This window comes from Fibrisoma limi BUZ 3 (assembly GCF_000296815.2).
GTDB classification, from domain to species: Bacteria; Bacteroidota; Bacteroidia; order Cytophagales; family Spirosomataceae; genus Fibrisoma; species Fibrisoma limi.
Genome location: NZ_CAIT01000006.1, coordinates 1,544,130 through 1,570,297 on the forward strand (window position 1 = coordinate 1,544,130; position 26,168 = coordinate 1,570,297).

The following is a 26,168-nucleotide window of genomic DNA, read 5'->3' on the forward strand; positions in this document are numbered from 1 at the left end:
CCAGATCGCCGATCCGTCGTTTATTATTCGGGTGGATGTCGGTTAAAATTGCGTATTTTGTGCCTTGTTATCAAAAATACTACGCCCACTTCGAAAGAATTATGGTACTATCTGACGTACGTTTGGAGGTTATGCGATACATCGAGGAAAAGCTTGATGCAATCATGGCTGAATTCCTCAAACCGGTCGAAGAGCACTGGCAGCCGGCTGATCTGCTGCCTGATGCTACGCAGGAAAATTTCCTGGACGAAGTTAAAATGCTCCGGGAAAGCGCCAAAGAACTTCCGTACGATCACATTGCCGTTTTGGTCGGCGATACTATTACGGAAGAAGCCCTGCCCACGTACGAATCCTGGCTGATGGACGTAACGGGCATCGATCAGCACGCACCCAGCGCCTGGACGAAGTGGGTCCGCAACTGGACAGCCGAAGAAAACCGCCACGGCGACCTGCTGAACAAATACCTGTACCTGTCGGGTCGGGTAAACATGCGGGCCATGGATGTATCGACGCAGTATCTCATCGCCGACGGCTTTGATATTCAGACGGGCCGCGATCCGTACCGCAACTTCGTGTATACCTCGTTTCAGGAACTGGCAACCAACATTTCGCACCGCCGGACCGCTACCCTGGCCAAACAGGCGGGTAACGTCCAGCTTTCCAAAATGTGCGGGGTGATTGCCTCCGATGAGATGCGCCACGCGAAAGCCTACAAAACCTTCGTCAGCCAGATTTTCGAGATCGATCCAACGGGCATGATGCTGGCGTTCGAAGATATGATGCGCAAAAAGATTGTGATGCCCGCTCACTTCCTGCGCGAAACAGGCGTTCAGATCGGGCAGACGTTCTCGCATTTCTCCGACGCAGCCCAGCGGCTGGGCGTTTATACGACTTATGACTACATCAATATTCTGGATTCGCTGCTGACCGAATGGCAAATTGCCTACATTGAAGACCTGAGCGACGCCGGTCAGCGTGCCCGCGACTACCTGATGGCCCTGCCCGACCGCCTGCGCCGGATTGCCGAACGGACTAAATTGCCGGCGTTAGACTATCAATTTACCTGGATTGCCTGACCAATCGCTGTCAAGAGCAGCCGGGTTCGTCAGCCTTCAAAACGCACACGACACCGCAAGTCATTACGTGGCTTGCGGTTTTTGTTTTTTAGGCCATTTTACACCCAGGTGCCCCGTGTAAAGTATTAACCGGCTCAGCGCTTGTGCAAACTAGTTTGCCGGATATTTTTGTGGTATCTCCACTCATCACCTAACTATCAACTCGCTGTGCGCATCGGCTACCTGCTTTTCTGGCTGCTCCCCGCCTGGGCCTATGCACAGAAGCCCGTCCCCCCGGCGTTTCATCCGGAACCGGAGGAGGCCCTCAAACGCTACCAAACAACTTTAACGCAACTCCGGCAGGAGCACCCAAACCACCGAGATCTGCCCGATCTGAAGTTCTTTCTGTTTGGTATGGGCGACCGGCTCAAGCTGATCTACCGCAACGGTCGGCTGCTGAACGCACTCACGGGCAACATTGAAGAGCAGTGGCGGGTCGAGCGGGAGGTCATCGTCCCGTCAGAATACCTGGTACAACTGACGCTGGCCGGCGAAACACCTCCTCAGTCGCGGACCATTCAGATTCGGGAGGACGAAAACGGGGTTTGGATTTTACAACCCGATAAGCGCCCCAAACTGATTCCAGGCACCCGAAGCCGGGTTAACCTGCCGACCTTTGCCGACAAGGCATATGGCCCGGTGCTGCGGGTACTGCACCAGGAACTACTCATCAACGTAATCAACGGTCGGCCGGTGCCCAACTTTCTGGTCTACGCACGGCCGTGGTTCCGCGATGCTGCGCTGATGGCGATGGTGCTGCGTGCAACGGACAATCTATCCCTGATCCGCGACTGGATTATGGCCATTCGCGACCCGTTCGACCGTAACAATCGCGGCATTGCCGAAGCCGACAACCTGGGGCAGGTGCTCTTTCTGATCTCGCTCGTTTCCGACAAAAGCCACCCGGCCGTTGCTATGGTACTGGACTCCGTCAGGCGGTTTACGAAAGACACCCACATCGTCGGCAGGACGGACTATGCCGAGCATCCGGTGTTTCAGACCAAGTGGCTGAAATACGGCCTGAAGGCCCTGAACCTCCCCGATCCGTATGTCATCCCGGCGCAGTACGACACCTATTCGGCCCTGGTCTGGTGGGCGTACAGAGACCAGCACGTAGCGGGCAAAAAATTTGATGATGAAACGGGCCGAAACTACCCGTATCTGGTCTGGGCCGAAGACAATTTTTATGGGCAGTCCGGCGCTTCGGAAAAACGGGGGATGGTCGGCAGCCTCGACTATCCACTGAGTTGGGAGCAGCAGGCCAGCGCTGCGCATTATCCCAGCCTGACCGTACTGGAACGCGATCTGGTGAAGCAGAAGCTGGCCTTCCCGCATACCTGGCACGCAGCCGAAATGTTCCTGTTATTAAGCCAGCAACAACTTAATAAGTAGATTTTCGACAAACTGGTTTTCTATAGTATCATAGGTTAGTAAGACGGGTTGCGGCCGGGCAGTGTTGGGTTCGGCCGCACTTTTTCTGTACTACTTCGGTCGCTAAACGAAGTTACAGTAATTACCTGTTCATACCCACCCTCTCCCAGAAAAGATACCCTCAGCACACAGGTACACCGCGTTGGACGCCTACCTTTGCAGCACGATTGTTCTGCTCAGACTATGACGTATTTCTTTTTGCTGCTTGCCTTCCTGACCGGCATTGCCGTTACGGTTCAGGCCGGTGTGAATGCCAATCTCCGATATATGATGGGAAACCCGGTGCTGGCGGCTGCCATCTCCTTTGGTTCCGGCTTTCTGACCCTCGTACTGACTCAGTTGCTTACGGGCGGACCACTGCCAACTCCCGAAACCGTCCGTCAGGTTAGCTGGTGGAAATGGACCGGTGGTCTCATCGGTGCCGTGTACGTAACGACAGTGATCGTGTCGGTGCCGCGCATCGGTACGGCCAACCTGGTGAGTCTCAGCGTGGCAGGGCAGCTACTCGCTGCCGTTATCCTCGACCACTACGGTATGCTGGGCTTCACGGTGCATCCGGTTAATGGCTGGCGGTTGCTCGGCCTGGCCCTCATCATTGGTGGGGTGCTGCTGGTGGTTAGAAACTAAGTTCTTGGTTCGTGGTTTGTAGTTAGTGGTTTTTGGTTCATAGTTGCTCCGCCCGGTTTAACTACGAACCATAAACCACTAACTACAAACCACGAACCTGAAAGCCATGATCAAATACCGCTTCTACCCAACGCTGCTGAACGTGTTCTCGCGCTACGTCAGCGGGGGAAATTTATCCGTTCAGGCATTGATCGACACCATTAATCGGGTGCCGACACCCACCACCGAAGCGCAGGAACGCGGTATTTCCTTTGAAGAAGCGGTCGTTAAAGGCGAAAACGAAGACCGCTTCGATCCGGAGATTTTACGTAAAGTGCGTAAACTGCTCCCCCGCCCGATTGTTGATACGCAGGTGTACTGCCAGTGGGAGATTGACGATGTATTGTTTTATGGCTACGTCGACCTGATCGGTAAATTCAAGGCCGTCGACATCAAAACGACGGCGTCGTACCAGGCCAACCGCTACGTCCATAACCACCAGAATCTGTACCTCCATGCGCTTAAGCGCCGGGGCATCAAATTGATGGAGTACGTCATCACCGACTTCACGGATGTGTACGTCGAAAGCTACGCCCTGACCCACCCAATCGAGAAACAAATCGAAGAAATTCGGCTGTTCAAGGCATTTCTGGAGGAGCACCGTTCTCTGATTACCGATAAGAAAATCTTCGCCGACGGTGCCTAAACGTATGCTGCCCGGCTGGCAATCAAAAAATAATACCGTTCAGAAAGTCCAGAAGCCGCGAAGCTTTTTTGTTGCTGCCCAACCCCCGACCTTTGCGGTATGGTACAACAAACGCTACGTCTTTACCGGAATGCCTACCAGGGTCTTTCACCATCGATCTGGCTGCTGGCGGGGGTGATGCTCATCAACCGCTGCGGTACGATGGTGCTGCCGTTTCTGACGCTTTACTTAACCCAGCATCTGCACTACAGCCTGACCGATACAGGTATAGTCATGGCTATTTACGGGATGGGCGCTTTTGTTGGTACCTTCCTCGGCGGTCGGCTGACGGATCGGTTCGGGTTCTACCATACCCAGCTTTTCAGTCTGCTGTTCAGTGGGGTCTTCCTGCTGGGGCTTCAGTTCGTTACGGATTTTTACTGGCTCTGCGCGAGCGTGTTCACATTTACGCTGCTGGGCGATGCGTTCCGTCCGGCCAATCAGGCGGCCATTGCCCACTACAGCGAAGCCGACAACCGCACCCGCGCCTTTTCGCTGAACCGACTGGCGATCAACCTCGGCTGGGCCGTGGGTGGCGGTTTGGGCGGACTGCTGGCCAGCGTCAATTACAGCCTGTTGTTCTGGGCCGACGGGTTGACATGCATCGTAGCCGGCCTGGTGCTGTGGGGGTTTCTGCCCGTACCGCCCCAAACAACCTCCCAGGCTCAGCCGGGCCAGGAACCGGTACCGGTCATGTCGCCGTACCGCGACGTTCCATTTGTGCTGTTTGTTTGCCTGTGTGCTCTCAACGGCCTGGTGTTCATGCAGTTCTTCTCGCAGCAACCCCTATATTTTAAACAGACGCTCGGTTTGAGTGAAGCCCAGATCGGTCTGCTGATGGCGCTCAACGGTATCCTGATCGTATGCGTGGAGATGGCGCTGATTTACCGGCTGGAGCAAAGCATACGGCAGAAATCCGCAATTATCGCCGTGGGCGTATCGCTCATAGCCAGTTCCTTTTTCATTCTGAACGTCACGAACTGGCCGGGCATTGCGGTCGTTTCAGTAGTGATCAATACCATCGGCGAGATGCTGGCCCTGCCGTTTATGCTATCGTTCGCTGTTGAGCGTGCCGGTACGGTCAACCGGGGGGAGTATCTGGCGCTGTACTCCATGGGCTGGGCCTTTGCCCAAACCGCAGCCCCGGCCTTTGGCTCGCAGGTGGTTACACACGCCAGTTTTGGCGCGTTGTGGTTCGCCGTGACAGCCCTGGGTTTACTGGCGGCCGCCGGCTTCTGGTGGCTAGGTCGGCGGGTTGAACAGCCCACGCCCATCAGCACCTTAACTACCGAAGCAGCGACATAACAGCCTCGTCGCCCTGAACGGCCCGGGCTGGTAGGGGATGCTCCGCCGTAAAGACCTGCAACGCAGCAGGCTCCAGAATGGTATTCGAGCTTTCATCAATCCGCCCGTTCTTCAGTACCCGGCCCAGATCCAGTTGCAGGTGTTTGGCCAGAAACCGGTAGGCCGCATCCCGTTTGTTAGGTCCATAATCATGCCCTTCGTCGGGCAGGTGAACATTCTCTACCCGCTCCGATGCGCCATATAGCCGGTATACGTTCTGAATGTACGGAAACTCAACCTGCGGGGTGTTCTTCGTCCAGTCTTTCCCATCCGAAACCAGCAGCAAAGGCCGCGGGGCCGCCAGCGCGGCAATTTCGGCATTGCTGGTTTCGTGGGTTGGGCGTTTGTGAATGGGCATACCGCTTTCGCAGGTGCAGCCGCCGAAGAAGTGCGCAGATACCATCACGACCGGAGCCGCAACCTTCACCCGCGGATCGAGGGCCGTCAGCAGGAACGTCTGCGTGCCTCCCCCCGATTCGCCCGTTACGCCAACCCGGCTGCTATCGACCTCCGGAAGACTCAGCAGGAAATCCAGCGCCCGCCTGCTGTTGATTGTCTGTAAGGTCAGGGCTTTGGGCAGTTTATGGCTGCACTGCCTGGAATCGCCGTAGCCAATCATGTCGAAGGTAAACACCATGGCTCCCATGCGGGCCAGCGTAGCGCACCGCTGCTGAACGTACTCGCGGTAGCGAGCATCCAGACTAGAAAGGTGCCCGTGCGTACACAGAACAGCCGCCCGTTTGCCCCTCGTCCCGGTGGGCCGGTACAGATTCCCCGTCACAAAAAACCCGGGCAAGCTCTCAAACGCTACGTTTTCTACGGTGTACCCGTTCATCTGCCGTACGCTATGGCGAATGGGTTTGAGCGGAGCCATGGCTGGTTGAGCGTCAAGTGCCATACCCTCGCGAATACCCTGCCGAATCAGCGCGGCTCGTTTTTCCCAACCCGCCCGGTCGTGGTAAGTCTGGGCCGTTTCCTGCAGTTTTTCGGCTCCCTGCGCTTCGGTGTAATAAGCTCCCTGCCGCAGGTCTGGCTTTTCCGGGTTGGGCTGCGCAATGGCCAGTACAGAAACAGCCAGGCAAGCGGGTGTCCATAGAAAACGAGTCAACATAAAACGAATGCTGGTTTAGGAAAGGCGACTGCGCCATAATGGCATGACAAGAAGAAAGACAGCCGCGCTTTTTACTGATGGCCGGGGATCCCAGAAGCCTTGCTCCTGCCAATTCAACCGGTTCTGTTTCAATCTTTTCGTCCAAACTTACCGTTCGTGTAGATTTCCATTGAAAATCAAGCCACTTATAGTAGTATTGTGCTATCAATATGATATCAAAAACACCATGAATGAAAAACCACTTACCTCTCTATCAGGCTACCTGCTGTTACTGATTGGCCTGATGCTGCTTATTTCGTCAGCCTTTTTGTTTGTCAGGGGAGCCATCGGGCTGGCCGTTCCTACGCTTATCGTTTCCCTCATTATCCTGATGGGCATTACGGTTATCAATCCTAACGAAGCCATAGCCGCTACGCTCTTTGGCGACTATGTCGGCACGATGAAACAAAACGGATTGCGTTGGGTGAATCCGTTGTATAGTAAAACCAAAATCAGCCTGCGCGCCCGCAACCTGAACGGCCAAACCATTAAAGTGAACGATAAGATGGGCAACCCGATCGAGATCGCGGCCGTAGTGGTCTGGCGGGTGACGGATACGGCCAAGGCGTTGTTTGAGGTGGATAATTACCAGTTGTTCGTGCAGATTCAGTCGGAAGCGGCCGTCCGGTTTTTAGCCAGTTCGCACGCGTACGACAACATGGAAGATGAGCACGAAACGGTTACCCTACGCGACAATACCGGCCTGATCAACCAGTTTCTGGAGCAGGAGCTGAACGCCCGGCTGGAGCGCGCTGGGGTAGACGTAGTAGAAGCCCGGATCAGCCACCTGGCCTACGCACCCGAAATTGCCGGAGCGATGCTGCAGCGTCAGCAGGCCACGGCCGTCGTGTCGGCCCGGAAACAGATCGTGGAGGGGGCCGTTGGGATGGTCGAGATGGCGCTGGCCCGGCTGGCCGAAAAAGACGTAGTGCAGTTGGATGAGGAGCGAAAAGCCGCGATGGTTAGTAACTTGCTGGTTGTCCTTTGTGGCGAAAAATCAGTGAGTCCAGTCGTTAACACGGGGTCTTTGTACACCTAGCCGGTCGGCCGGTGAGTCAGCGATAAGTTATCAGTCGACTCACCGGCCGATGTTGCCTTGACTATTTTATGGCGAATGAAAAGAAAGCGTTCGTGCTGCGGATCAATCCGGATACGTTGAAAGAACTCGAAAAATGGGCCCAGGAAGAGTTCCGGAGCGTAAACGGCCAGATTGAATACATTCTGAACGATGCGCTCCGAAAGCGAAAGAAACGGCCTAGAGACACCACAGACACCGAGCAGGCAGAGTCGTAGACGCTGCGTAGGCTTTGTTTTGGTTCTCTGAAATCAATCTTCTTCCATTAAGTTCCGTGGCTCATCCTCCACATCTACCTCTCCGTTGTAGGTCGGTACGTAGGTTTCGGTGGCATAGCGCTGTTTCAGCAGGTGCAGCATCGATACGTTGATATCCCACTGGCTGGCGATCGGCATGTTCGTAAAGGGAATGGTTGGCAGGTAGGGAGCAGGCCCAAACTCCGTGTTGATCGTGAGCCGCTCGGCTCCTTCGGCCCTGCGCCGGACCACAATGGCATCCCACCAGCTCAGGTGCGTATCGAGGGCCTGTTTCCACTCCGGCAGGCGCGGGTCCGAAACCTGTGGCCCCTGCGGATGCCCTACGCGGGAGTGGATGTGATACGCCCGCTCGCAGGCCAGCGCCACCGCTTCGGGTTGCTGCTCCAGCAGCGATTCCGATACGCAGCACCAGTGTGAAAAATCGGCGGTGATTTTTAGGGCGGGCAATCGATCGAAATAGTGCCGGGCAACGTGGGCGGCAAACAGGGCTTTGTTGCGGTGTGTCTCGTGATAAATAGGTATGCCGGTGGCCGCTTCCCTATCGGCGGCTATTCCAAACAAAATAGAATTCTGTTCGGGTGTAAAGTAATCCTTACCCGTCTGCGCGTTAATGAACAGGGGCCGGGCCGACGCCAGGTGCGTAAGGTAGTGTTCATATTGGCGGGCGTGCTGGTCGAAATCCCGTTCAAACGATTGGTAATACTGCCCGATCATCAACAAGCCCGACCCAGCCAGGGCGTCCAGCATCTCGGCCCGCTCAGCTTCCAAAAACGGAATTTCGGCCTCCACTCCATCGTAGCCGGCGGCTTTCGCCTGTCGGCAGAAAACCGGCCAGGACAATGCTTCACTCCCCCAGCGAGGGCAAAAAAATTGAATTATCATAAACGATACGGTCAAGGGTACATGGCAAACAGCGCATTTTACTCCGAGGAGTGCTACTGAACATTGAGCGTAATCTCCTGTTCTTTCGCCAGGAAGTCAGCCTCCGAGAGCTTCTGCACACCACTTTCCAGCAGAGCCTCGTCGGGCACAACCTTGATCGGCGTGATGCAGGACAGGTGTTTCTCACGGAACGGTACGTTGTAGCTCAGGTTATACGCCGAAATGATCGACCAGCGGGGCTTGTCGGAGCGGTTAGCGTCCGAGCGGTGCAACAGGTTTGAATGAAAGAACAGCACATCTCCCGGCTGAAGCGTTACGTACACGAGTTCACTCCGCTTACTGGCTTCCTCTACGAAGGGATGATCGGCCCCTTGCTGCTCCCCGACAAAGCTATGCTCAAAGCGCTGCATCTTGTGCGTACCGGCCAGCACCTGCAAACAGCCGTTTTCGACCGTCGCTTCGGTCAGAGCCACCATGACCGAGATCATCGCTTCGGAATATAGGAACCCGTTCTTGTACCAGTAGCCGTAGTCCTGGTGCCACTCCCAGGCGCCACCCGTTTGGGGTTCTTTCTGCATCACCTTGGAATGGAAATGACACACCTCGCCTTCAGGTCCCAGCAGCATCCGGACGGCGTTAACCAGGCGCTCGGAGCGCGACATCAGCCCGAATGAATCATCGCCGGGCGTAAACCACAGCGTCAGTTTAGTGGCCCGGCCTTCGGTGTCGGTCAGGTCCATCGAATGCCCCGTTACGGTGTCGTCAGTGGCTAATCCGTATAACACACCAATTTCCGCCTGGCTGAAAAGCCCGCGTTTGATGAGATAACCGTCCTGTTGATAAGCCGCTTTCTCGGCTGCCGTGATGTTTTTTTCCATGGTAAGGGATGCCGCGTCGGGCGTTAAACGAGACAATAAACTCCTGGTAAAATCTACACAAAGGAAATCACGCCGATTAAGCAGCACCACCACTTTTATCGCAACTTTATCCGTTATATTTAGCCGATTTATAGCATGTGGAGGTTATTTACTAAAGATAGCGCATGAAAACCCTTATTCAGAAGCTACCACTGGATCATGCATCGTCGTTCGTAGCGCGGACGTACCGCACCCCATACTTTGAAACGCCCTGGCATCAGCATATTGAAATTGAACTGGTGTTGATGACTGAGAGCTATGGTACGGCCTTCATCGGCGACGCCCTGATTGAGTACCACACCGACGATGTGTACCTGCTGGGCGAAAACTTACCGCATTGGTTTCGGAAGGCCGACACGCACCCCACCGGGGCTTCGATGGTGGTGCATTTTACAAAAGACTTCTGGGGGCAGGCATTTCTGGAATTGCCCGAGATGGACGCCATCAGAACCCTGCTGGATTTTTCCGTGCAGGGGCTTCGCCTACAGGGCGAGCTTCGTCGGCAGATTGCCGGACAGCTACGTAGTATCGAGCAGCAGCGGGGCTTTGCGCAACTGGCAACTTTGCTCGATTGCCTGCATCAGATCAGCCAATCCAGCGACTACGTGCTCATTAATCAGTCGCCGGTACTGACGTATTCAACTACCGACCAGGCTCAAATTCATACGGTTATGGAATACACCATGGCTCACTTTCAACAGAAGATCCGGTTGGAAGACGTCGCTACGCTGACCCACCGCAGTGTCTCAGCCTTTTGTCAATATTTCCGAAAAAGCACGAAAAAGAGCTACGTGCAATTCCTGACCGAGATTCGGCTGGCGCATGCCTGCAAGCTCCTGACGACCACCAACCTGCCTGTTACGCAAGTTTGTTTTGAAAGTGGGTTTCACAACTGGGCCAATTTCAGCAAGCACTTCAAACACCAGCTTGGCCTGCCTCCCAGCCAGTACCGACGGCAGCACAGCTCACCCCAAACGCTCTAAAGGGCAGTCGGTTGTTCTACGCCGAAGCCATCGTAAACTGGTGTAAGCTCCTTACTCCATCCGGTTCTCGAACAGGTAAACGCCGTTCTTGTTTGCCACGACGATGTCCGTTTTTCCGTCGCGGTTCATATCCTGCGCCACAATGTTAAGCCCTACACCGGAATCGTTGTCGATAACGTGCTCTTTGTAATAGGGTGCTTTGCCGGGCGTGAACTCAAACCACATCAGGATGGGTGGATCGCTGTCGCCGGGGTCGTGACCGTTGTGAGCGAGAAAACGCTTGCCCGTAATCATGTCCTTACGTCCGTCGCCGTTCAGATCGACCATGATCGTAGCATGGGTTTGAGCGGTCGTGTTGCTCATCTGGTGAGTGCGGAAATTAATATTCCCCTGCTCGTCGGCAACCTGCTCGTGCCACCAGACGCCCAGTGCATGTGCCGACGCACTCACGACGTCGTTTTTACCGTCACCGTTTACGTCCAGGACCTGCATGTGCGAACAGGGCTCACCCAGATTAGCCGGATGAAACGCCCAGTTGCCGCCGGTTTTATCGGCGGTTCCCTTGAACCACCCCTCCCGGATTACCACATCGTTGAAGCCGTCTTTGTTGACATCACCGTAGCCGATGCCATGCGAGAACATCTCCGTACCGGGTACATTCTCCTTGCTCAGCGCAAAGCGTTTCCACTCGGTTTGGCCAGGTTTTGAGGGAGATTTCAGCCAGACGATCTGCTTTCTGGCTTTGTCGGCGCACAGGATGTCGAGCCGACCATCACCGTCGATATCCACAAAATTCGGCGATTCGTTGGCGATACCGACCGAGTCAGCCAAGATGTGTTTCGTCCATTCGCCCGACGATTTTCCTTTCGGGTTTTCGAACCAGAAGCCGGGCTTACCAGGATAGTCGATGATGACCACATCATCCCAGCCGTCCTGATTTACGTCCATCCCGAGGTTAAGGAACGAATTGCTGTACTCCTTGCGCGGGTCGAACGTACGGGATGGAGCCATCTCGTGCCGGGTCCAGTTAGGCGCTTCGAACCAGTAATAACCGGCTACGATGTCCAGGCGGCCATCCTTGTTCAGATCGGCCACGGCTACGCCTTCGGAAAGGAAATCGCCGGTTAGTTTGGTCTTTTTGAAATCAGCTGTCGGCACAAAAGGCTTTGCGGGTGCCCGTTCGCTGGAAGCCGCTTTCTCGGCCTGCTGCTGCCGTACTTTGAGCAGGGCTTTGTCCTGGCTGTAGGCGTTTGCGATACAGCCTAAAAACAGCAGGCTACTTACCAAATGTCGGTTTGCTACGTTGATTTTCATAGTTCTGATTCGCCGATTGCTTTAACCCCCAACCCCCTAAAGGAGGCTTTTGATCCGGATGGTTCAGCCCCCTTTAGGGGATTGGATTGGGGGTGTTGTTTACTCGTTTAACGCCTTCGCCAGCACCATCTGAATTTCGTGGTTCTGGTGCGAATGCTCCAGCTTACCGACACGCTCGTTCAACTCCCGCAGCAACTTTTTGGCTTCGTCGGTGCCAATGGCAGCTACCCGTTGAATGGTGTACGGCAGGTGCTTCGGCATTTTTGATTTCTGAGCCAGCGCCAGCGCCCGCTTCATGTCAATGGCAGCTAGAGGTTCGGCGGCATACCACAGCATGAGGGGCAGGTTGTGGTCGTCCTTGTTCTCCACCTTCTGAACGAGGGCATCTAGTACGTCCCACCGCTGGGCCGGATCGATCCGTTGCATCGCCGATGTCAGATACAGCCGTACCAGGGCCGACCGGTCGTTTTGCGCCAGCTCAACAAGGCGTTTCAGTGTCTCCGGCGATACGGTTTTGTCTTCGGCCAGAAGCTGGATGGCCCAGCTTCTGACGTACTCACTCTCATCCGACAACAGCGCCGTCAGTTCCTTTTCGGTCAAGCCCTGCGTCACGTGAAGTGCCCACAGCGCCCGCAGCTTACGGGTAGCATCTGGATTTTTGGCCAGCATTTCCTTCAGCGCTTTGTGGACCTTTTTGTTTGGTCCCCGCTCCTGCAAGATCGTTCGGGCCTGCCGTACGTACCACTCGTTCGGGTGCAATTGGTAATTGACCAGCTCTTTATCCGATGCTTTCGTCAGGTCAACCTGCACCCACTTGTCGTTCTCGTGGGTGATCTTGAAGATGCGGCCCATGGTCTTGTTGTGCACATCCGGATTCGAGCTGTGGCACTGGTTTTTGTCGTACCAGTCGATGGCCCAGACCGACCCACTGGCGTCGTACTTCATGTTGAGCCACTGCGACCACGAATCGTTCATCGCCAGAAAATCCGGTTTATGTGTCACGGTATAGCCTGACCCCTCCCGAACCGGATGATCCTGATTGAGCTTGGCTCCGTTGATGTTGTTCATGAAAATATCGTTACGGTACTCCTGCGGCCAGCTATTACCCAGGTAGATCATGGCTCCGGCATGGGCGTGTCCCCCCCCCGCCAACGCCGATCGGAAGTTGCCGGCGTGTGGCCCCCGCTCACCGACCCAGTGCCGATGGTCAGCGTGCGTCTTGATGTCGTCGTAGGTGTAGGGGTTGAAGTGATTGCCCGCCTGCCGCTGGTAGCGCCCACCCTGAATCATGTGGTACATGTGCGGAATCACGCAGGCCGTAATGAAAGCATGGCCGTAATCGTTGAAATCGAGCCCCCAGGGGTTACTGGTTCCTTCGGCAAAGAGTTCAAACTGCTTCGTGCTCGGGTGGTAGCGCCAGACACCGGCGTTAAGCTTGGTCCGCTCGGAAGCTGGTACACCCGGCTTCCCGACGTTAGAGTGAGTAAAGACGCCATGCGTACCATACAGCCAGCCGTCAGGCCCCCAGCGCAGGCTGTTCAGGGTTTCGTGCGTATCGTCCGTGCCCCAGCCGTCGAGCAGTTTCTGTGGGGGCCCAAGGGGTTTGTCATTCCTGAAGTCGGCAGGAATGAACAGCAGGTACGGTGCCGCTCCGAGCCACACACCACCCATGCCCACTTCCATACCGCTGACCAGATTCAGGCCTTCCATGAACACCTTGCGCTTGTCGAGCGTACCGTCGCCGTTTGTGTCTTCAAAGATCAGAATTCGGTCGCGGCCCTGCCCTTCGGGTGCCGGAACAGGGTACGTATGCCCCTCAACGACCCAGAGCCGACCACGCGCATCGGTGGTGAAGCAGATTGGCCGTACTACGTCCGGTTCGGCGGCTGCCAGCGTAATGGTAAAGCCTTTAGGCAGCGTCATGGCTTTGGCCGCTTCAACGCCCGACAGCCCGGCGTTGAGCACCGGATCAAGCGGGGGCAGAATGATGATGTCCTCCCGCTTCAGTTCATTAGGAAAATTCGGGCGGGTTGGGTAAAAGCGAAAATCATCGAAATTGATGTGCGCCCATTTGTCGTTGGGAATGTACGGAATCTGCGAAATGCCGGTTTCGTTGTCGATAATCCGGATGAAGATCTCCTGGCGCTGATACGGCTGGAGATCCACCACGACCGGCTGCAAGGTGGCCCGCCCCTGCCCGGTGACCGTATAGATGACCTTATTGGTCCCGACCTGCACCAGCTCGACCCGCGTGTCCTGCAAGGCTCCCCCCGACACCTTAAAGGCGGCAAAGGGCTGGGTTACGGTAAACGGCACTGAGGTTAACGTACCAGTCAGTTTATAGTTGGCCGTTCCGCCACTGCTCAGGAAGTGCTTACCCTCAAAGCCAATAATCATGTCTTTCTCATGCACTGGCGACGGGTCCTGGCTAACGAGCGGACTGGTAAAGGCATCGCCCGTAGCGGTCCAGTCGGTCAGGCTGCCCGTTTCAAAACCAAGATTTACCGGTTGCCCGTTTTTCATGGGCAGTTGCCCGGCAATGGTCTCGTTGGAGATAACGCCTTCGACGATCTCAACATTGCCGACCATACCAGCGGCCCGGTGGCCCGGCACTGAACAGAAATACGTATCGTTTTTATCGGCTTTGAAGGTGATGCTGGTTTTGCTGCCCTTCTCCTGTAAGGTTTTACTTTTGATACCAAGTTTTTCCAGAACGATGTCGTGGGTCATGGTCTCGCCGTTGGTGACCGTAATCCGGACCCGGTCGCCTTTATTGGCCTTCAGCGTCGGGTTGCGGGCACCATTCGGGGCAAAATAGCCCAGCATGGTTGATTCCAGGGCGTATTCGCGATCCACCCTGGCGGTATCCGGCGCGGGTTTCGCTCTAGCGGTCTGAGCTGCGCAATTCGGCGCGTTTATAAACAAGGTGATAGCAAGGAAGGGTATAAGCCAGCGCAATGTATTCATGGCCGAAGGGTTTACTTCTTTCGATATACCTAAAAAATCCATCTAAATTAATATCTACTGTAATTCCTTCTGATTCCTGTACCACGTGTAATCCGGGCCCTTCTTAGTGAAACCGTATCGACAGATAGGTGTATCCAACCGATCCACGGTTTTGGAGGGTATGTTCCGCGTTGGATGCAATAAACACCGCATCGCCCTGGTTTGCCGATTGGACCACTCCCTCCAGGCTAAGCTTAGCTGTTTTGTCCAGCCCGATCAGCAGTTCGGCCTCGGCATGAACGGCGTGCGAATGGGTCGATGCCCCGGAATCGAGCGTTGTTACGTATAGCCGCATACGCTTCGTCATCAGCGTTGGCCCTTCAAATAGAAGACGCCCCTCACTACGTTCTGCCGATGCATTCGTTTCTTCCGGCCCGTTAATCCAGAACGACTGGCCCATCAGCCGATACAGATCAAGGTCGGGCACTTCGCTGGAGGTCAGCCGGATCTGGTAATACGTAAGTGGCTGTGCAGTTTTATTTTCCAGCCGGAAAAAATCGCCGGGCATGATCAGTACAACGCTGCCGGGGCCAAGTACCTGCCGTTTCTGCTCAAGGGTAACGGTCAGATGCCCTTCTTTAACGACAAGGATCGCTTCTTCGTCCAGTTGCTGATCGGGCTGGGTGGGGTGATTGGCTCCAAGCGTAATCGCCTGAACCGTCATAGTTGAAAACCCTCTGGTTGAACCGTTGAGCAGCGTACGTTCTTCAAACCCGGTTCCCCGTACAACGGTCGCTTTGTCCCATGCGTACACACCTGATGCAATAGGCTGCCCCAAACCTGAACAGGGAATGAACATAATGAGCCAGCACAGCAGGTAAGGTTTCATGAACACGAATCAGACAGCGATTAGCCTATAAAAGGCAGGAGAGGTTGCAACCTAATCAGCCCGATGCTGGCGGTGGGCAGCCATAGCCCACTACATGAAAAAGCCCCAGCGCATAGAAATGGCTGGGGCAAATCGGGCAACGTATCACTATAACGCGCCCATCATCGGTTTATTGTGCATCCTGAAACAGATACGTATTATTTTACAAAAAATTTTAAGCACTTGACCGTATCATGACCCTAGACGAATTCCGCTCATTGAACCTGGACGAAACCAGCGGCCCATTAGCGATACTGCTTACGGGCCATTCTCAGCCCTTGCAGCCGGTTACGTTGCGTCCTCCGCTTCCGGTTAGTGATACGTCGCGGTTGCTTTACGCACAGCACATAGCAGAAACGCGTAGCGTACGACTCATTTTTGAGTTTTCGTATCCAACCGGGAAGTATATCTACATCCATTCCGGTGTCCGGCTCGAACACGTCGAGTCGATCGTTGGCCTACCCCGCATCTATCGGCGAATGCCCACCACCTAAAACATGCCCATGGCTTTGTTCAGCCTCTGCTGCAGGGCCGTGCGCGGTAACGTAATGAAGTGCCCAATCGGCTGGCCGTTTCGATACGGCTGCACCCGGAGCGTAATGGGGCCGTCGGGCAGTTCGATCGGCTGCGTATACTGGGACGAGAGCATATCCGGCATCGTATCGTCAAACGAGTAACGGAGTTCAATGCCCGGCACTTCGGTTTCCATCTCCAGCATCAGTTTCTCGCCGTTCTGACGGGTCCGGATGATTGGATCGTAGATTGCCCGCGAAACGCGAATTCCAGCCTGATCGGCCCGCTCGAAGTGGCTCTCCATACGCGATACGAACCGATCCCAGTTTTTTGCGGCTGCCGGCGACCAATACACCTCAGCCAGCGCCCATCCCCGCGGCCAGGTCATGTACTGGGCGTGGCGCAGCGTCGGAATCTGCTCCGTCCAGAGGTTACCTTGTCCACCCAGAATATGTTTGGCGTCTACCCCGGCCGGAACCGGCTCAAAACCATAGCATTTTTTCAGGCGCAGGTTGGCATAGATCGGCGGGTCGATGGTCGGTTCGCCCTGCACGTAGTCGAGGTACGCAAAGGTGGTTGGGGTCATCACAACGTCGTGGCCCATTTCCGCAGCTTCAATTCCCCCTTTGACACCCCGCCAGCTCATCACCGTTGCCCCCGGCGAGATACCGCCTTCCAGAATTTCATCCCAGCCGAGCAGCTTTTTGCCTTTGGCGGTCAGAATTTTCTCCACGCGGTTCATAAAATACCCCTGCAGGTCTTCAACGTGCCGAATGCCGAGCTTCTTCATCAGCGCCTGACAGCCGGGATCGTTCGCCCAGTAGCCCTTGTAGCACTCGTCACCCCCGACGTGGATGTATTGGTTCGGAAACAACTGGGCCACTTCGGTGAAGACTTTATCCAGGAACTCATACACCTTCTCGTCGGAGGGGTTGAGCGTGTTCTCGACCTTCATGCGGAACGTACCATTGCCGTACCACTCTGAAAACGGTGTGCCGGGGTTCACACTTACCTGCTGTTTGGTACAGCTCAGTTCGGGATAAGCGGCAAGGGCAGCCATGCTGTGGCCCGGTACGTCGATCTCGGGCACAATCGTTACGTTACGTTCCTGAGCGTAGCGAACGATCTCGCGGATGTCGTCCTGCGTGTAGAAACCGCCAACGGGCGTCGGTTCGCCCGGCTTCGGCTCGGCACGGTCGCCGAAGTGGCCGCTACGAGCCACGCGCCAGGCCCCTACCTGCGTCAGTTTAGGCAGTGACTTGATTTCGATCCGCCAGCCGTTATCATCGGTCAGGTGCCAATGGAACGTATTGAATTTGTAGCGGGCCATCTGATCGATGTACTGCTTGACATCTTCTTTGGTGAAGAAATTACGGCTGACATCGAGCATGATGCCCCGCCAGCCAAACCGTGGATAATCCGTGATGCGCACGGCCGGAGCCGCCCAAACCGCCGACGCTACGTTCGGGTTTTCAATTTCTTTGGGGAATAACTGCAACAGCGACTGCATTCCATAGAACAACCCGGCGGGCTGGTTAGCCGAAATGGTTACGCCCTTCGGTGTTACGTTCAGGGTATACCCTTCGCGGCCAAGGGTTTCGTTGGGCTGCGCGTTGATCTGCAGGTGAACACTGCCCGCCTTACCGGCGCGGGGACGCAGTGTGAAGCCCGTCGATCGGTTCAGGAACTGGGCCAGTTGCCCGGCAACGGATTCGGCGGCCTGTCCGTCGTACGTAATGGTGCTGGCCTTTGTCAGCCGAAACTGGCCGGTCTGTGGGGTAACCTCCACCGGCTGGGGAATGAGTTGAATGGATGAGGTTCCATCCGTCCGGGTTGAAGTTGATTGGGCCATACTGGGCTGAACAAACGCCAGCGAGGCACTAAAAAAAGCAGCAATCAGTAGTTTCATCGGGTATGTTTAAACTAAATGCACGCAATATCGACCGTATACCGCATTACACAGCCGGGTCATTCCAGTCAGGAGCTTGTACGCTGAGTGGCGAAAAGGTTGGTCCAGGGGCAGTATGAGGCTACTTCTCTGGGAAACGAAGTTTGTCTGTACAGACGTATGCAAACCATCGCGAGCCTTACCAATGCATTCGGCAAACGACGCTCGTTCTGGTTTGCATACATTCATGATAATACACTTCAGCAACCCACTACGTTAAGACCGGAGGCTCCCAGCCTTTTTCGTAATCGCGGCTCCAGAGTTTCATAGCCTTCTTGTCCTTAATATGTCCGTTCGTCTCATCAACGGCCAGATCACTGTTAGCACGGTAGGCGATGTTGGCCAGGTGACAGAGCAGCACACTTTTGGCTCCCTCCTCGATCGGCGAGTTCTGCTTCTCCTTGCCCCGAATGGCCTCGAAGAAGTTTACGACGTGGCGGGTCGTCATGTCGCCCCCTCCGCCGAGTGCCGTACCCGCTTCTGCGCCCTGGGCTTTGCGCTCTTTTGTCAGTTTGCCTTCGCGGTTGTACATTCGGTAGCCATCGCGGTCTACATAGGCCGAACCGTTGGTGCCGTAGATGATCACGCCCCGGTCAGAACCAAAGGTTTTGTAGCCGTTGCGGCACTGACACTCCCATTTGATGATTTTATCACCGGCATACCGGTACGTAGCATCCATCGTATCGTACATCGTCCAGCCGTCGTCGGCAAAATGACGCTTGGCTGCTTCGACGCTCACCTGCTGGGGATGTTCTACCTGCAACGCCCAGCGGGCCACGTCCAGCTCATGGGTGCCGTTATTCCCGGCTTCGGCCGTGCCGTAAGTCCAGCCGTACCAGTGCCAGTTGTAATCCCAGGTGTCGTGCTGGTAGGGTTGCCGGGGAGCGGGGCCCTGAAACAGTTCCCAATCCAGTCCGTCGGGTACGGGAGCCGCTTTGGGTACGGGCACCGCCCCGCGGTTGGCAATGTAAAAAGCCACCGCTTTGTAGGGCTGTCCAATCGCGCCACTGTGAATCTGCTTCATCAGGTCGATGGATTCAACGGCCGAGCGCTGCTGGTTACCCATCTGGATCACCTTGTTGTATTTTTTGGGCAGCATCGACAGAATTTCGCCTTCACGCGGGTTGTGGCTGCACGGCTTCTCGACGTACACGTGCTTACCGGCCTGCACGGCCAGCCACGTACCCGGCGCGTGCCAGTGGTCGGGAGTAGCGTTGATGAGCACATCCACGTCCTTGTCGGCCAGCACTTTGCGAATGTCATTCTCCAGCTTAGGCTTGTAATCAATGTGTTTGCTAAACTTCTGCAAAGCCGACTCCCGCTGTTTCTGCATAACATCGCAGAGATACAGCAGTTCTACGTTGCTCGACTTAAGAGCAATCGGCTCATAATAAGCCCCTAACCGACGGCCTAACCCGGCAATGGCGACCTGAAGTCGCTCGTTGGCCCCGATGATCCGGTTGTAACTCCGGGCAGTCATGCCTTTAGCCAGCCCCCCAATGGCGACACCGGCCGAACCGAGAGCGGCTGTTTTGATAAATTCTCTGCGAGATTGATCCATACGATTATTTACTAGATGCTTGGGTGGGCCGGGTTGGACTTCCTGACGAATCACGCGAAAGAGCGTTCTCCGCCCGGGACAAACCGCCCTGTTTACTAAAAGACATCAACGTAGCGCTTTTACCAGATTTAAGGCGAAAGCAAGTAAATTTCTCTGTAACGCGGGTAAAACAGAACCGCGATAAATTGGCTGTTAGTTGTGGCGAGTGATTCTTGAAGAGTTACCCCAACCCCCTGAAGGGGCTTAGCTCCGCTCAGGCCAGGATTCTGGAGATAGCAGCGCTAAGCCCCTTCAGGGGGTTGGGGTGAGCCACCTTTTTTACAACTTAAAAAATTATATACACCCGTATCGAACTATTTGTCATGATTCGGGGTCATTTGTGTAAGACCCTCCCTCACCATGACGACCCAACTACATACTACCCACGATACGGACGAGCTTGAGCACTTAACGCCCCTGCAGCAAACGGCCGTCAACCTGATGGTTCTTTTTCCGGACCTCCCCCACGACCAGGCTCTGCTTCAGGCAAAAGCCTGGATTGGCTTCTTTGCGTAGACTGAGCTGTATCTCATCCAGTCCTCCTGCTGGAAGGGTAAAAGAAAACAGTCACTACTGGCGTTGACAATTCCTGACTCTATAAATCTTGCCATCTGATTTGGTGTACAGATAGAATACGTTGTTGAGTCCCACGCCAAAACGCAGATCCGCTTTCTGAGCGCCCGTGAGCGTCCGGAATGTGGTCAGGCTATCCCCTACCGCGATCTGCAACTCTTCAATAGGTGCCTGTTTGCCGAGCTGTAACTGATCGCTGTCGACGTAGAAAACCCGGCCGTTTACAATGTCGCCGAAGATATATTTACCCTTCAGCAGAGGGATTTCCGATCCTGTGTACACAAACCCGCCCGAAAAGGCATTGCCCTCATCGTGATCGTAGAGCGCAACGGGATAGACGTACTGAAGGCTGGCGTCGTGTTCGGGCAGCGCGTACACCTTATCCATTTTGCCCCGGTAATTCATCAGAAATAATCCCTCGCGCTCCGGCCAGCCATAATCGGCCCCGGCCATGCCCAGGTTCAGTTCCTCCGCATTAGCGTGCCCAATATCGGAGATCAGCATCTTACCGTCAGGGGTCCAGGTGATGCGGTTGGGATTCCGAAAGCCCCGACAAAAAACCTCGCCCAGCGTAGCCGGGTCGTTGTCTTCCGCATACGGATTACTGGCTGGGATGCCGTACCGGCCGTTTTTGCTGTTCCGTCCCTGCGGATCGATCCGGAGCACCGAACTCCAGATACGGCCCTTCGTATTACAGATGAACGGGTAGCCATTTTCAGTGGCTCCTCCGTCGCCCACACCGATGTACAGCAGACCATAGTCCTGACCACCGGGTTTCGCCAGCGGGTTAAACGTAATCTCCTGCACGCCGTGAATGGGCGATACCATATTCACGCGCATCAGCTCCCGCCCTGACCCGGCAAACGTCGCGCTTGTCGGGTCGGTTATCTTCCATTCGGTCAGCACCCATTGCAGGGCTACCTTAATTGAATCAGGATAAGCGAAATCAGCGGGGGCGGTGTTGGCCTTTTCCGTATGGGTGGTGTAGAAAAGACCATTTTTGTAAAAATCGGGGTGAAAGGCGTAACTACCGAAGCCCGTCGCATGACCAGGGGTGTGAATGAAATCCGGGCGCTCCTTGGCCATTTCCATGTACACCCGAAGCTTATCGTTCACAATCTCGTAGAGCGTACCGCGCAGGTCTTCCAGAAACAGCCGGTCGGGCGAACCGGGCAAAACCAGCATTTTGTTGATCCGGGCTACTGGAGCCTTTTCAGCAGTGGCGGGTGCCGTAATCACCTCCTCCAGGCTGAGCCGTAAACCAGAACTGGCGATGCGGGCGGGAATGGGGTCCAGCAGCGCTGCGCCCAGACGAGCATCGGCGGCCGCCGACGCTTTCTGTTTCTGGTTGACGCGTATGTACGACATGATGGCCTGCACATCGCCGTCGCTCAGGGTCGTAAAGGCGGGCATCGCCTGCTTGTATTCGTCGAACAGCCTGACGGCCCGGGCATCTCCGCGCTTGATGACATCGGGCGCGTTGCGAATAAATTTTCGTATCCAGTCGGGCGATACTTCGCTGGTAACCTCCGACAGATTAGGCCCAATCCCTTTCTGTAAAAAATTATGACAGGCTGAGCAGTTGCTCTGAAACAACTGCTGTCCTTTGGTCAGAACCTGCTTATCCGTTGAATACGAATTCGTTGCCGAAGCAGTCCGCTCTGGTGATGTTGCCGGTTTCTGAGCAACGGTACGTTGTGCGGTTGCAGACAACCCGCCAAGCATCCCGAGCACAAGCAGCAGGCATCGTATCGGTTTTTTGTAAGTTGGAATAGTCAATGAGGAATGGGTAGGTATAGGCATCAGAATTCCTGTAAAAGGTGTTGCTACGTAATTTATGACACAAGATGTTAGTTGTCGTAATCAAATCTTGTGTACTACGCCGTGTTTTCTTTAAAAAGAACACGGCGCTGGTTTATAATCATGTACGCTACAAAAAATGTAGCCACGCCCTGACTCCTCCCCCAGGATAGTACAAAAAAGAACCAGTGCCTCTTTTTCACGGCCATCCAACGGCTGCCGCTGGTTATGATAAAGATTCAACTAAGCACAAGGGCGAATAGACTATGAGGTTGCGGTGGATAACAGTGGCGGTGGTTGGTCTGTGGCTGGTATGCAGTTGCTCAACGGGCGTCCGAGATATCGACTTTGAAGGCAGACGCTACTGGGTAACTGTCGACGCGGATTCAGCAAAGGGTGTCGACAGTTCCAGGCTGGCGCAACTACGTACCATGGAAACGATGTACAGCTTCAGCAAAAACGGGCGGGGCCGACAACACACCAGACAGGGTACGGTCTCAGACGATGCGCTGTTTAACTGGCAGATTATCGGTGACAGCCTCAACATCAACCAGGCAACTTTTGCCGTTGAACAACTGGACAATGGCTACAAACTTAGTTCGGATTCGGCGGTGCTGTTCCTGCACCAGCAGCCCTGAGCGTAGCGGCATCGGTTTACCAGCTATGCACAACGAACCGACCGTTGTTCGTCGCGGTGACGACCCGCCTGCCGGGAAACAGTCGGTACGATTTTCGGGTATCGCCCCGCAGCCGGAGGCCACTCCGTTCGGCATCAACAGCCGTAAAACCGCCTTTTCCATTGCCCAGCAACAGTACGCCCTGGGAAGCATCCTGACGGCCCATGTTTACTTCGTTGGCATAGAAATTTCCCGTTACCAGGGCATCGGGGTGACCGTCCTGGTTGAAATCATCTATCACAAAACCCGCTACTGGAGCCTGCTGTACCGGCAGGGGCAATGGCCGCAGCCTGAACTGACCACTGCCGAGGTTTTCGGCGTAGCAGCTTTGCAACTGAGTCACCTGCCCAACCCAGGCCCCGTCGCGTTCGTCCGCTTTAAACAGGTCGGCAAAGGTTACTTCGGCGTAATCGACGTAACGGGGATACTTCCGACGAAACTGAATAATCTGCTGATTCAGGGCTTCGCGCGGGAGAACCGGATAGCATTGGCCTTGCAGAAAAAAGCCCATGATGGGATCAATCTGGCCATCCTGGTTAAAGTCTTTGGCCACGATCTGTACCGGCTCATCAACCGATGCCCGATAGATGGTATTCAGCCCTTCATTGCCCAGCAACAGATCGGGATCGCCGTCGTGGTCAAAGTCGGCCACCGACACGCAATTCCACCAGCCCATCGTACTGTCGGTAGCACTGGATACCGGCGATACGGGGCTAAACGAGCCTCGCTGGTTGAGCAACACAGTCGGGGCCATCCACTCACCAACCAGCACCAGGTCCGTATCCGTATCCTTGTCAACATCGACGGGGATTGCATCGCAGACCATACCGGCCTGCCGGAGCGTCGGAGCCACCCGGGCAGTTACGTCCCGGAAACGTCCGTTTTCGTTCTGAAACAGGTAGCTACCGGCAGGCATGGGGTATTGGCCGGGTACCTGTCGTCCGGTGATGAGCAGGTCTGCGTCACCGTCCCGATCGTAATCGAAGCCGCGGACCGCCTGGCTGCTGACCGATAGCCGAGGCAAGGCATCCGGTACGGGCGTGAGTGTGCCCCGGCCATCATTACGGTACAGTATGGGCTGGTAGGCGTCTGTTGCGGTCAACGGCCGTTCGTTGCCCCCACCGACCAGCAGTACGTCGAGGTCCCGATCATTATCGGCGTCGAATAACAGTACGTCACCGGCTTCCAGCGGACTTTGGATCAGCCAGGGTTGCGCCCGGAAGCCCCCCCCCGGCTTTGCCCAAAACAGGGTTCCGGCGCTACCCCGGTAAGATGGGCCGACCACTACGTCGGCAAGGCCGTCGCCGTTCAGGTCGCCTACCCCAACGGCCGGACCGCTCCGCGACAGCATTTTATGAAGGGCGGGTGTGGTCTTGAAATCGACGAAATCCGACTCCTGATGGATGAACTGAAACTGACTCGTATCGGCCTGGAAAAGCGGCTTTGGCGAAGAGGCCGGCATGGCAGGTGCGGAACGGCTCTCGGATTGCCGAAAGAGCAAGCGTTGGTTAGCGGCTACCTTGTAACGCGTTTCTACGCGCCCATCGACCCACCGCACCTGCACCGAGTCGAGCCATTTAGCCGAGCCAGTACCGATGGTAAATTCCGGCTCCACCGACGATAGGTACCCCCGAACGGCCTGATTTTCGTAACGCTGCTGCCGCCCTTTCTGCCAGACAGTAAGCGTCGCGCCCAGTCCGGTTCGGTTACCAGCTTCACCCGCGAAAGAAACCGCCAGAAAACCGTTCTTGTCCTGCTCCCGTGTGGTATTACGAAAAATAGAGGCTTCCTCATCAATATTGTTGATCACCAGATCAAGGTCACCATCGCGGTCGAGGTCGGTGTAGACGGCTCCATTGGCGTACGACAGTTCGTCGAGACCCCACTCATCCGAAACGTCCTCAAACGCCAGATCGCCGGACGGATCACCCATACGACTCCGAAAGGCGTAGTTGCGAAGTTTTATTTCCGGTATCTTGTCCAGCAGCTTCGCCCGTCGTTTCTGCCGGGCCGAGTCAGTCCCGAACAAGTCAAAATCTTCGGTGAAATTGATAAAATCCCGATCGGTGACATTTTTGCGGTAGCCGTTGGTGATGAATACATCGCGGTGACCGTCCTGGTCGAGGTCGGCCAGCAGCACGGACCAGCTCCAGTCGGTGCGGGCCAGCCCCGCCAGCAGCCCTACTTCGCTGAACATCGGCAGCCCGTTGTGGTTTCCCGTATTGAGTTGCAGCGTATTGCGCATATACTGCAACTGGTAGCCGTATTGCGGTCGCAGGCTGAGTTCTTTTTTGTCAAAATCCTGACCGGCCAGCATCTGCTTCAGCCGTTGATTCGATTCGGGCAGCATATCCAGTTGAAGCAGATCAGGTCGCCCATCGTTGTTCAGATCGCCCGCGTCGATACCCATGCCATACAGGCTGGTATGCGCCGTCGCTTCCCGAACTACGTTTTTGAACGTACCGTCGCCTTGATTCAGGTATACTATGTCGCTGCTCAGAAAGTCGTTGGAGCAGTAAATATCCGGCCAGCCATCGCCGTTTAGGTCCGACACGACGACGCCAAGTCCCAACCCTTCGAACCGGATACCGGCTTCTTTGGATACGTCGGTAAAGCGTGGGGCGGAGAGCGTGTTTTTTTTCCCCTCTGCCCCACGCCCCCTGCCCCCTGCCCCCTGCCCCACGCCATCATTCCGGTACAACCGGTCGGTAGACGGATACGTACCGTCATTGATCGCCGGGCGCAGGTAGTTGGGATTCTGAACGTCGGGGGCCGTATTGAGCAGAAAGCAGTCCAGATCGCCGTCGCGGTCGTAGTCGACGAAAGCGGCCTGGGTGGTAAATCCCTCGTAGTCAAGGCCATAGTGGGCGGCTTCCTCCCGGAACGTAGGATGAGCCGTTCGCTGGTTGATGAACAGCAGATTGCGTGAGTTTTTGAAATTGGAATGAGCCGCTACCCCGACGTAGATGTCGTCCCAGCCATCCTGATTGATGTCCACTACCGAAACCCCCGTACACCAGCGGTCGGTCGTTACCCCGGCGGCTTCCGTAATGTCCTGAAACCGCAGGGTAGTGGAGTCACTCTGATTGAGGTATAATCGGCAACTGACCTGATTGCCAGAAAAAAACAGATCGGGCCGACCGTCGCGGTTGAAGTCGCCGACGCCCACGCCCCCGCCATTGTAGAAGTTGGTAAACGTAAAGGCATTGAGGGAGTCGCTGGCGGCAATCCTATTGGTGAAGGTAACGCCCGAATCGTCGGGGTCAATTTTCTCGAAAAGCCGTTGCCGCCCATCCCGACAGCCTGCCAGAAGCAGGCACGTGAGCAAAAGCATTGACTGCAAAGACGTAACGTACATACGCAA

The 26,168-nt window shown here is 55.4% G+C and carries 21 protein-coding genes; 11 read left to right on the plus strand and 10 right to left on the minus strand.

Annotation, left to right across the window (positions count from 1 at the left end; genetic code table 11):
* Positions 1–101 precede the first annotated feature (101 nt).
* From BN8_RS14370 to BN8_RS14390, 5 genes are all read left to right on the plus strand, one after another.
* Positions 102–1,076, plus strand: a complete 975-nt coding sequence (locus tag BN8_RS14370) for an acyl-ACP desaturase (protein ID WP_374755526.1) — start codon at positions 102–104, stop codon at positions 1,074–1,076.
* Between the two features lie 207 nt (positions 1,077–1,283).
* A complete protein-coding gene (locus BN8_RS14375; RefSeq protein ID WP_144051665.1) occupies positions 1,284–2,507 on the plus strand; it encodes a hypothetical protein in 1,224 nt (407 codons plus the stop codon).
* A gap of 222 nt (positions 2,508–2,729) precedes the next feature.
* Entirely contained in the window at positions 2,730–3,173 is a 444-nt protein-coding gene (locus tag BN8_RS14380) for a DMT family transporter (protein WP_009282631.1), read from the plus strand.
* 106 nt (positions 3,174–3,279) lie between these two features.
* Positions 3,280–3,858, plus strand: coding sequence for a PD-(D/E)XK nuclease family protein (locus tag BN8_RS14385; protein ID WP_009282632.1), 579 nt, complete (start codon positions 3,280–3,282; stop codon positions 3,856–3,858).
* 99 nt (positions 3,859–3,957) lie between these two features.
* Positions 3,958–5,202 carry an MDR family MFS transporter gene (locus BN8_RS14390; protein ID WP_009282633.1) on the plus strand — a complete coding sequence of 415 codons (1,245 nt, stop codon included), beginning with the start codon at positions 3,958–3,960 and terminating at the stop codon, positions 5,200–5,202.
* Here BN8_RS14390 and BN8_RS14395 read toward each other — a convergent pair.
* Complete coding sequence (locus BN8_RS14395) at positions 5,183–6,352, minus strand: alpha/beta hydrolase family protein (protein WP_009282634.1); 1,170 nt, start codon at positions 6,350–6,352, stop codon at positions 5,183–5,185. The genes BN8_RS14390 and BN8_RS14395 overlap by 20 nt on opposite strands.
* Before the next feature lie 226 nt (positions 6,353–6,578).
* Between BN8_RS14395 and BN8_RS14400 the strand changes: the two genes are divergently transcribed.
* Together BN8_RS14400 and BN8_RS14405 are read left to right on the plus strand one after the other, a co-directional pair.
* Positions 6,579–7,430 (plus strand): SPFH domain-containing protein, encoded by an 852-nt coding sequence (locus BN8_RS14400; protein WP_040005816.1) that lies wholly within the window; start codon positions 6,579–6,581, stop codon positions 7,428–7,430.
* Between the two features lie 68 nt (positions 7,431–7,498).
* Positions 7,499–7,684 carry a type II toxin-antitoxin system antitoxin gene (locus BN8_RS14405; protein WP_009282636.1) on the plus strand — a complete coding sequence of 62 codons (186 nt, stop codon included), beginning with the start codon at positions 7,499–7,501 and terminating at the stop codon, positions 7,682–7,684.
* Positions 7,685–7,717: 33 nt separating this feature from the next.
* Here BN8_RS14405 and BN8_RS14410 read toward each other — a convergent pair whose 3' ends face one another.
* The gene (locus BN8_RS14410; protein WP_009282637.1) at positions 7,718–8,605 is read right to left on the minus strand and encodes a sugar phosphate isomerase/epimerase family protein; all 888 of its coding nucleotides are present in this window, start codon (positions 8,603–8,605) and stop codon (positions 7,718–7,720) included.
* 53 nt (positions 8,606–8,658) lie between these two features.
* Positions 8,659–9,483: a phytanoyl-CoA dioxygenase family protein gene (locus tag BN8_RS14415; RefSeq protein ID WP_009282638.1), complete on the minus strand. Its 825-nt coding sequence runs from the start codon at positions 9,481–9,483 to the stop codon at positions 8,659–8,661.
* Positions 9,484–9,647: 164 nt separating this feature from the next.
* Here BN8_RS14415 and BN8_RS14420 point away from each other — a divergent pair, with 164 nt between their 5' ends.
* Positions 9,648–10,505, plus strand: a complete 858-nt coding sequence (locus BN8_RS14420) for a helix-turn-helix domain-containing protein (RefSeq protein WP_009282639.1) — start codon at positions 9,648–9,650, stop codon at positions 10,503–10,505.
* Between the two features lie 51 nt (positions 10,506–10,556).
* Here BN8_RS14420 and BN8_RS14425 read toward each other — a convergent pair whose 3' ends face one another.
* The 3 genes from BN8_RS14425 to BN8_RS14435 form a co-directional block, all read right to left on the minus strand.
* The gene (locus tag BN8_RS14425; protein WP_009282640.1) at positions 10,557–11,819 is read right to left on the minus strand and encodes an FG-GAP repeat domain-containing protein; all 1,263 of its coding nucleotides are present in this window, start codon (positions 11,817–11,819) and stop codon (positions 10,557–10,559) included.
* 99 nt (positions 11,820–11,918) lie between these two features.
* Entirely contained in the window at positions 11,919–14,786 is a 2,868-nt protein-coding gene (locus tag BN8_RS14430) for a PVC-type heme-binding CxxCH protein (RefSeq protein ID WP_040006093.1), read from the minus strand.
* A gap of 103 nt (positions 14,787–14,889) precedes the next feature.
* Positions 14,890–15,654, minus strand: coding sequence for a cupin domain-containing protein (locus BN8_RS14435; RefSeq protein WP_009282642.1), 765 nt, complete (start codon positions 15,652–15,654; stop codon positions 14,890–14,892).
* Positions 15,655–15,887: 233 nt separating this feature from the next.
* Here BN8_RS14435 and BN8_RS14440 point away from each other — a divergent pair, with 233 nt between their 5' ends.
* On the plus strand, positions 15,888–16,187 hold the full coding sequence (locus BN8_RS14440) for a hypothetical protein (protein WP_009282644.1): 300 nt from the start codon (positions 15,888–15,890) through the stop codon (positions 16,185–16,187).
* Here BN8_RS14440 and BN8_RS14445 read toward each other — a convergent pair.
* Together BN8_RS14445 and BN8_RS14450 are read right to left on the minus strand one after the other, a co-directional pair.
* Positions 16,184–18,115, minus strand: a complete 1,932-nt coding sequence (locus BN8_RS14445; RefSeq protein WP_009282645.1) for a beta-N-acetylhexosaminidase — start codon at positions 18,113–18,115, stop codon at positions 16,184–16,186. The two genes, BN8_RS14440 and BN8_RS14445, sit on opposite strands and share 4 nt — an antisense overlap.
* A 250-nt stretch (positions 18,116–18,365) precedes the next feature.
* On the minus strand, positions 18,366–19,715 hold the full coding sequence (locus BN8_RS14450; RefSeq protein WP_009282646.1) for a Gfo/Idh/MocA family oxidoreductase: 1,350 nt from the start codon (positions 19,713–19,715) through the stop codon (positions 18,366–18,368).
* A 399-nt stretch (positions 19,716–20,114) separates the two neighbouring features.
* Here BN8_RS14450 and BN8_RS33310 point away from each other — a divergent pair, with 399 nt between their 5' ends.
* Positions 20,115–20,270 (plus strand): hypothetical protein, encoded by a 156-nt coding sequence (locus BN8_RS33310; RefSeq protein ID WP_009282647.1) that lies wholly within the window; start codon positions 20,115–20,117, stop codon positions 20,268–20,270.
* A 54-nt stretch (positions 20,271–20,324) separates the two neighbouring features.
* Here BN8_RS33310 and BN8_RS14455 read toward each other — a convergent pair whose 3' ends face one another.
* Positions 20,325–22,106: a PQQ-dependent sugar dehydrogenase gene (locus tag BN8_RS14455; RefSeq protein ID WP_229368000.1), complete on the minus strand. Its 1,782-nt coding sequence runs from the start codon at positions 22,104–22,106 to the stop codon at positions 20,325–20,327.
* Positions 22,107–22,393: 287 nt separating this feature from the next.
* On the opposite strand from BN8_RS14455, the gene BN8_RS32880 reads away from it, so the two are divergent.
* The gene (locus BN8_RS32880) at positions 22,394–22,765 is read left to right on the plus strand and encodes a hypothetical protein (protein ID WP_009282649.1); all 372 of its coding nucleotides are present in this window, start codon (positions 22,394–22,396) and stop codon (positions 22,763–22,765) included.
* 16 nt (positions 22,766–22,781) lie between these two features.
* Here the strand turns inward: BN8_RS32880 and BN8_RS14465 are convergent, their stop codons facing one another.
* Complete coding sequence (locus tag BN8_RS14465) at positions 22,782–26,138, minus strand: VCBS repeat-containing protein (protein ID WP_202806392.1); 3,357 nt, start codon at positions 26,136–26,138, stop codon at positions 22,782–22,784.
* Positions 26,139–26,168 lie beyond the last annotated feature (30 nt).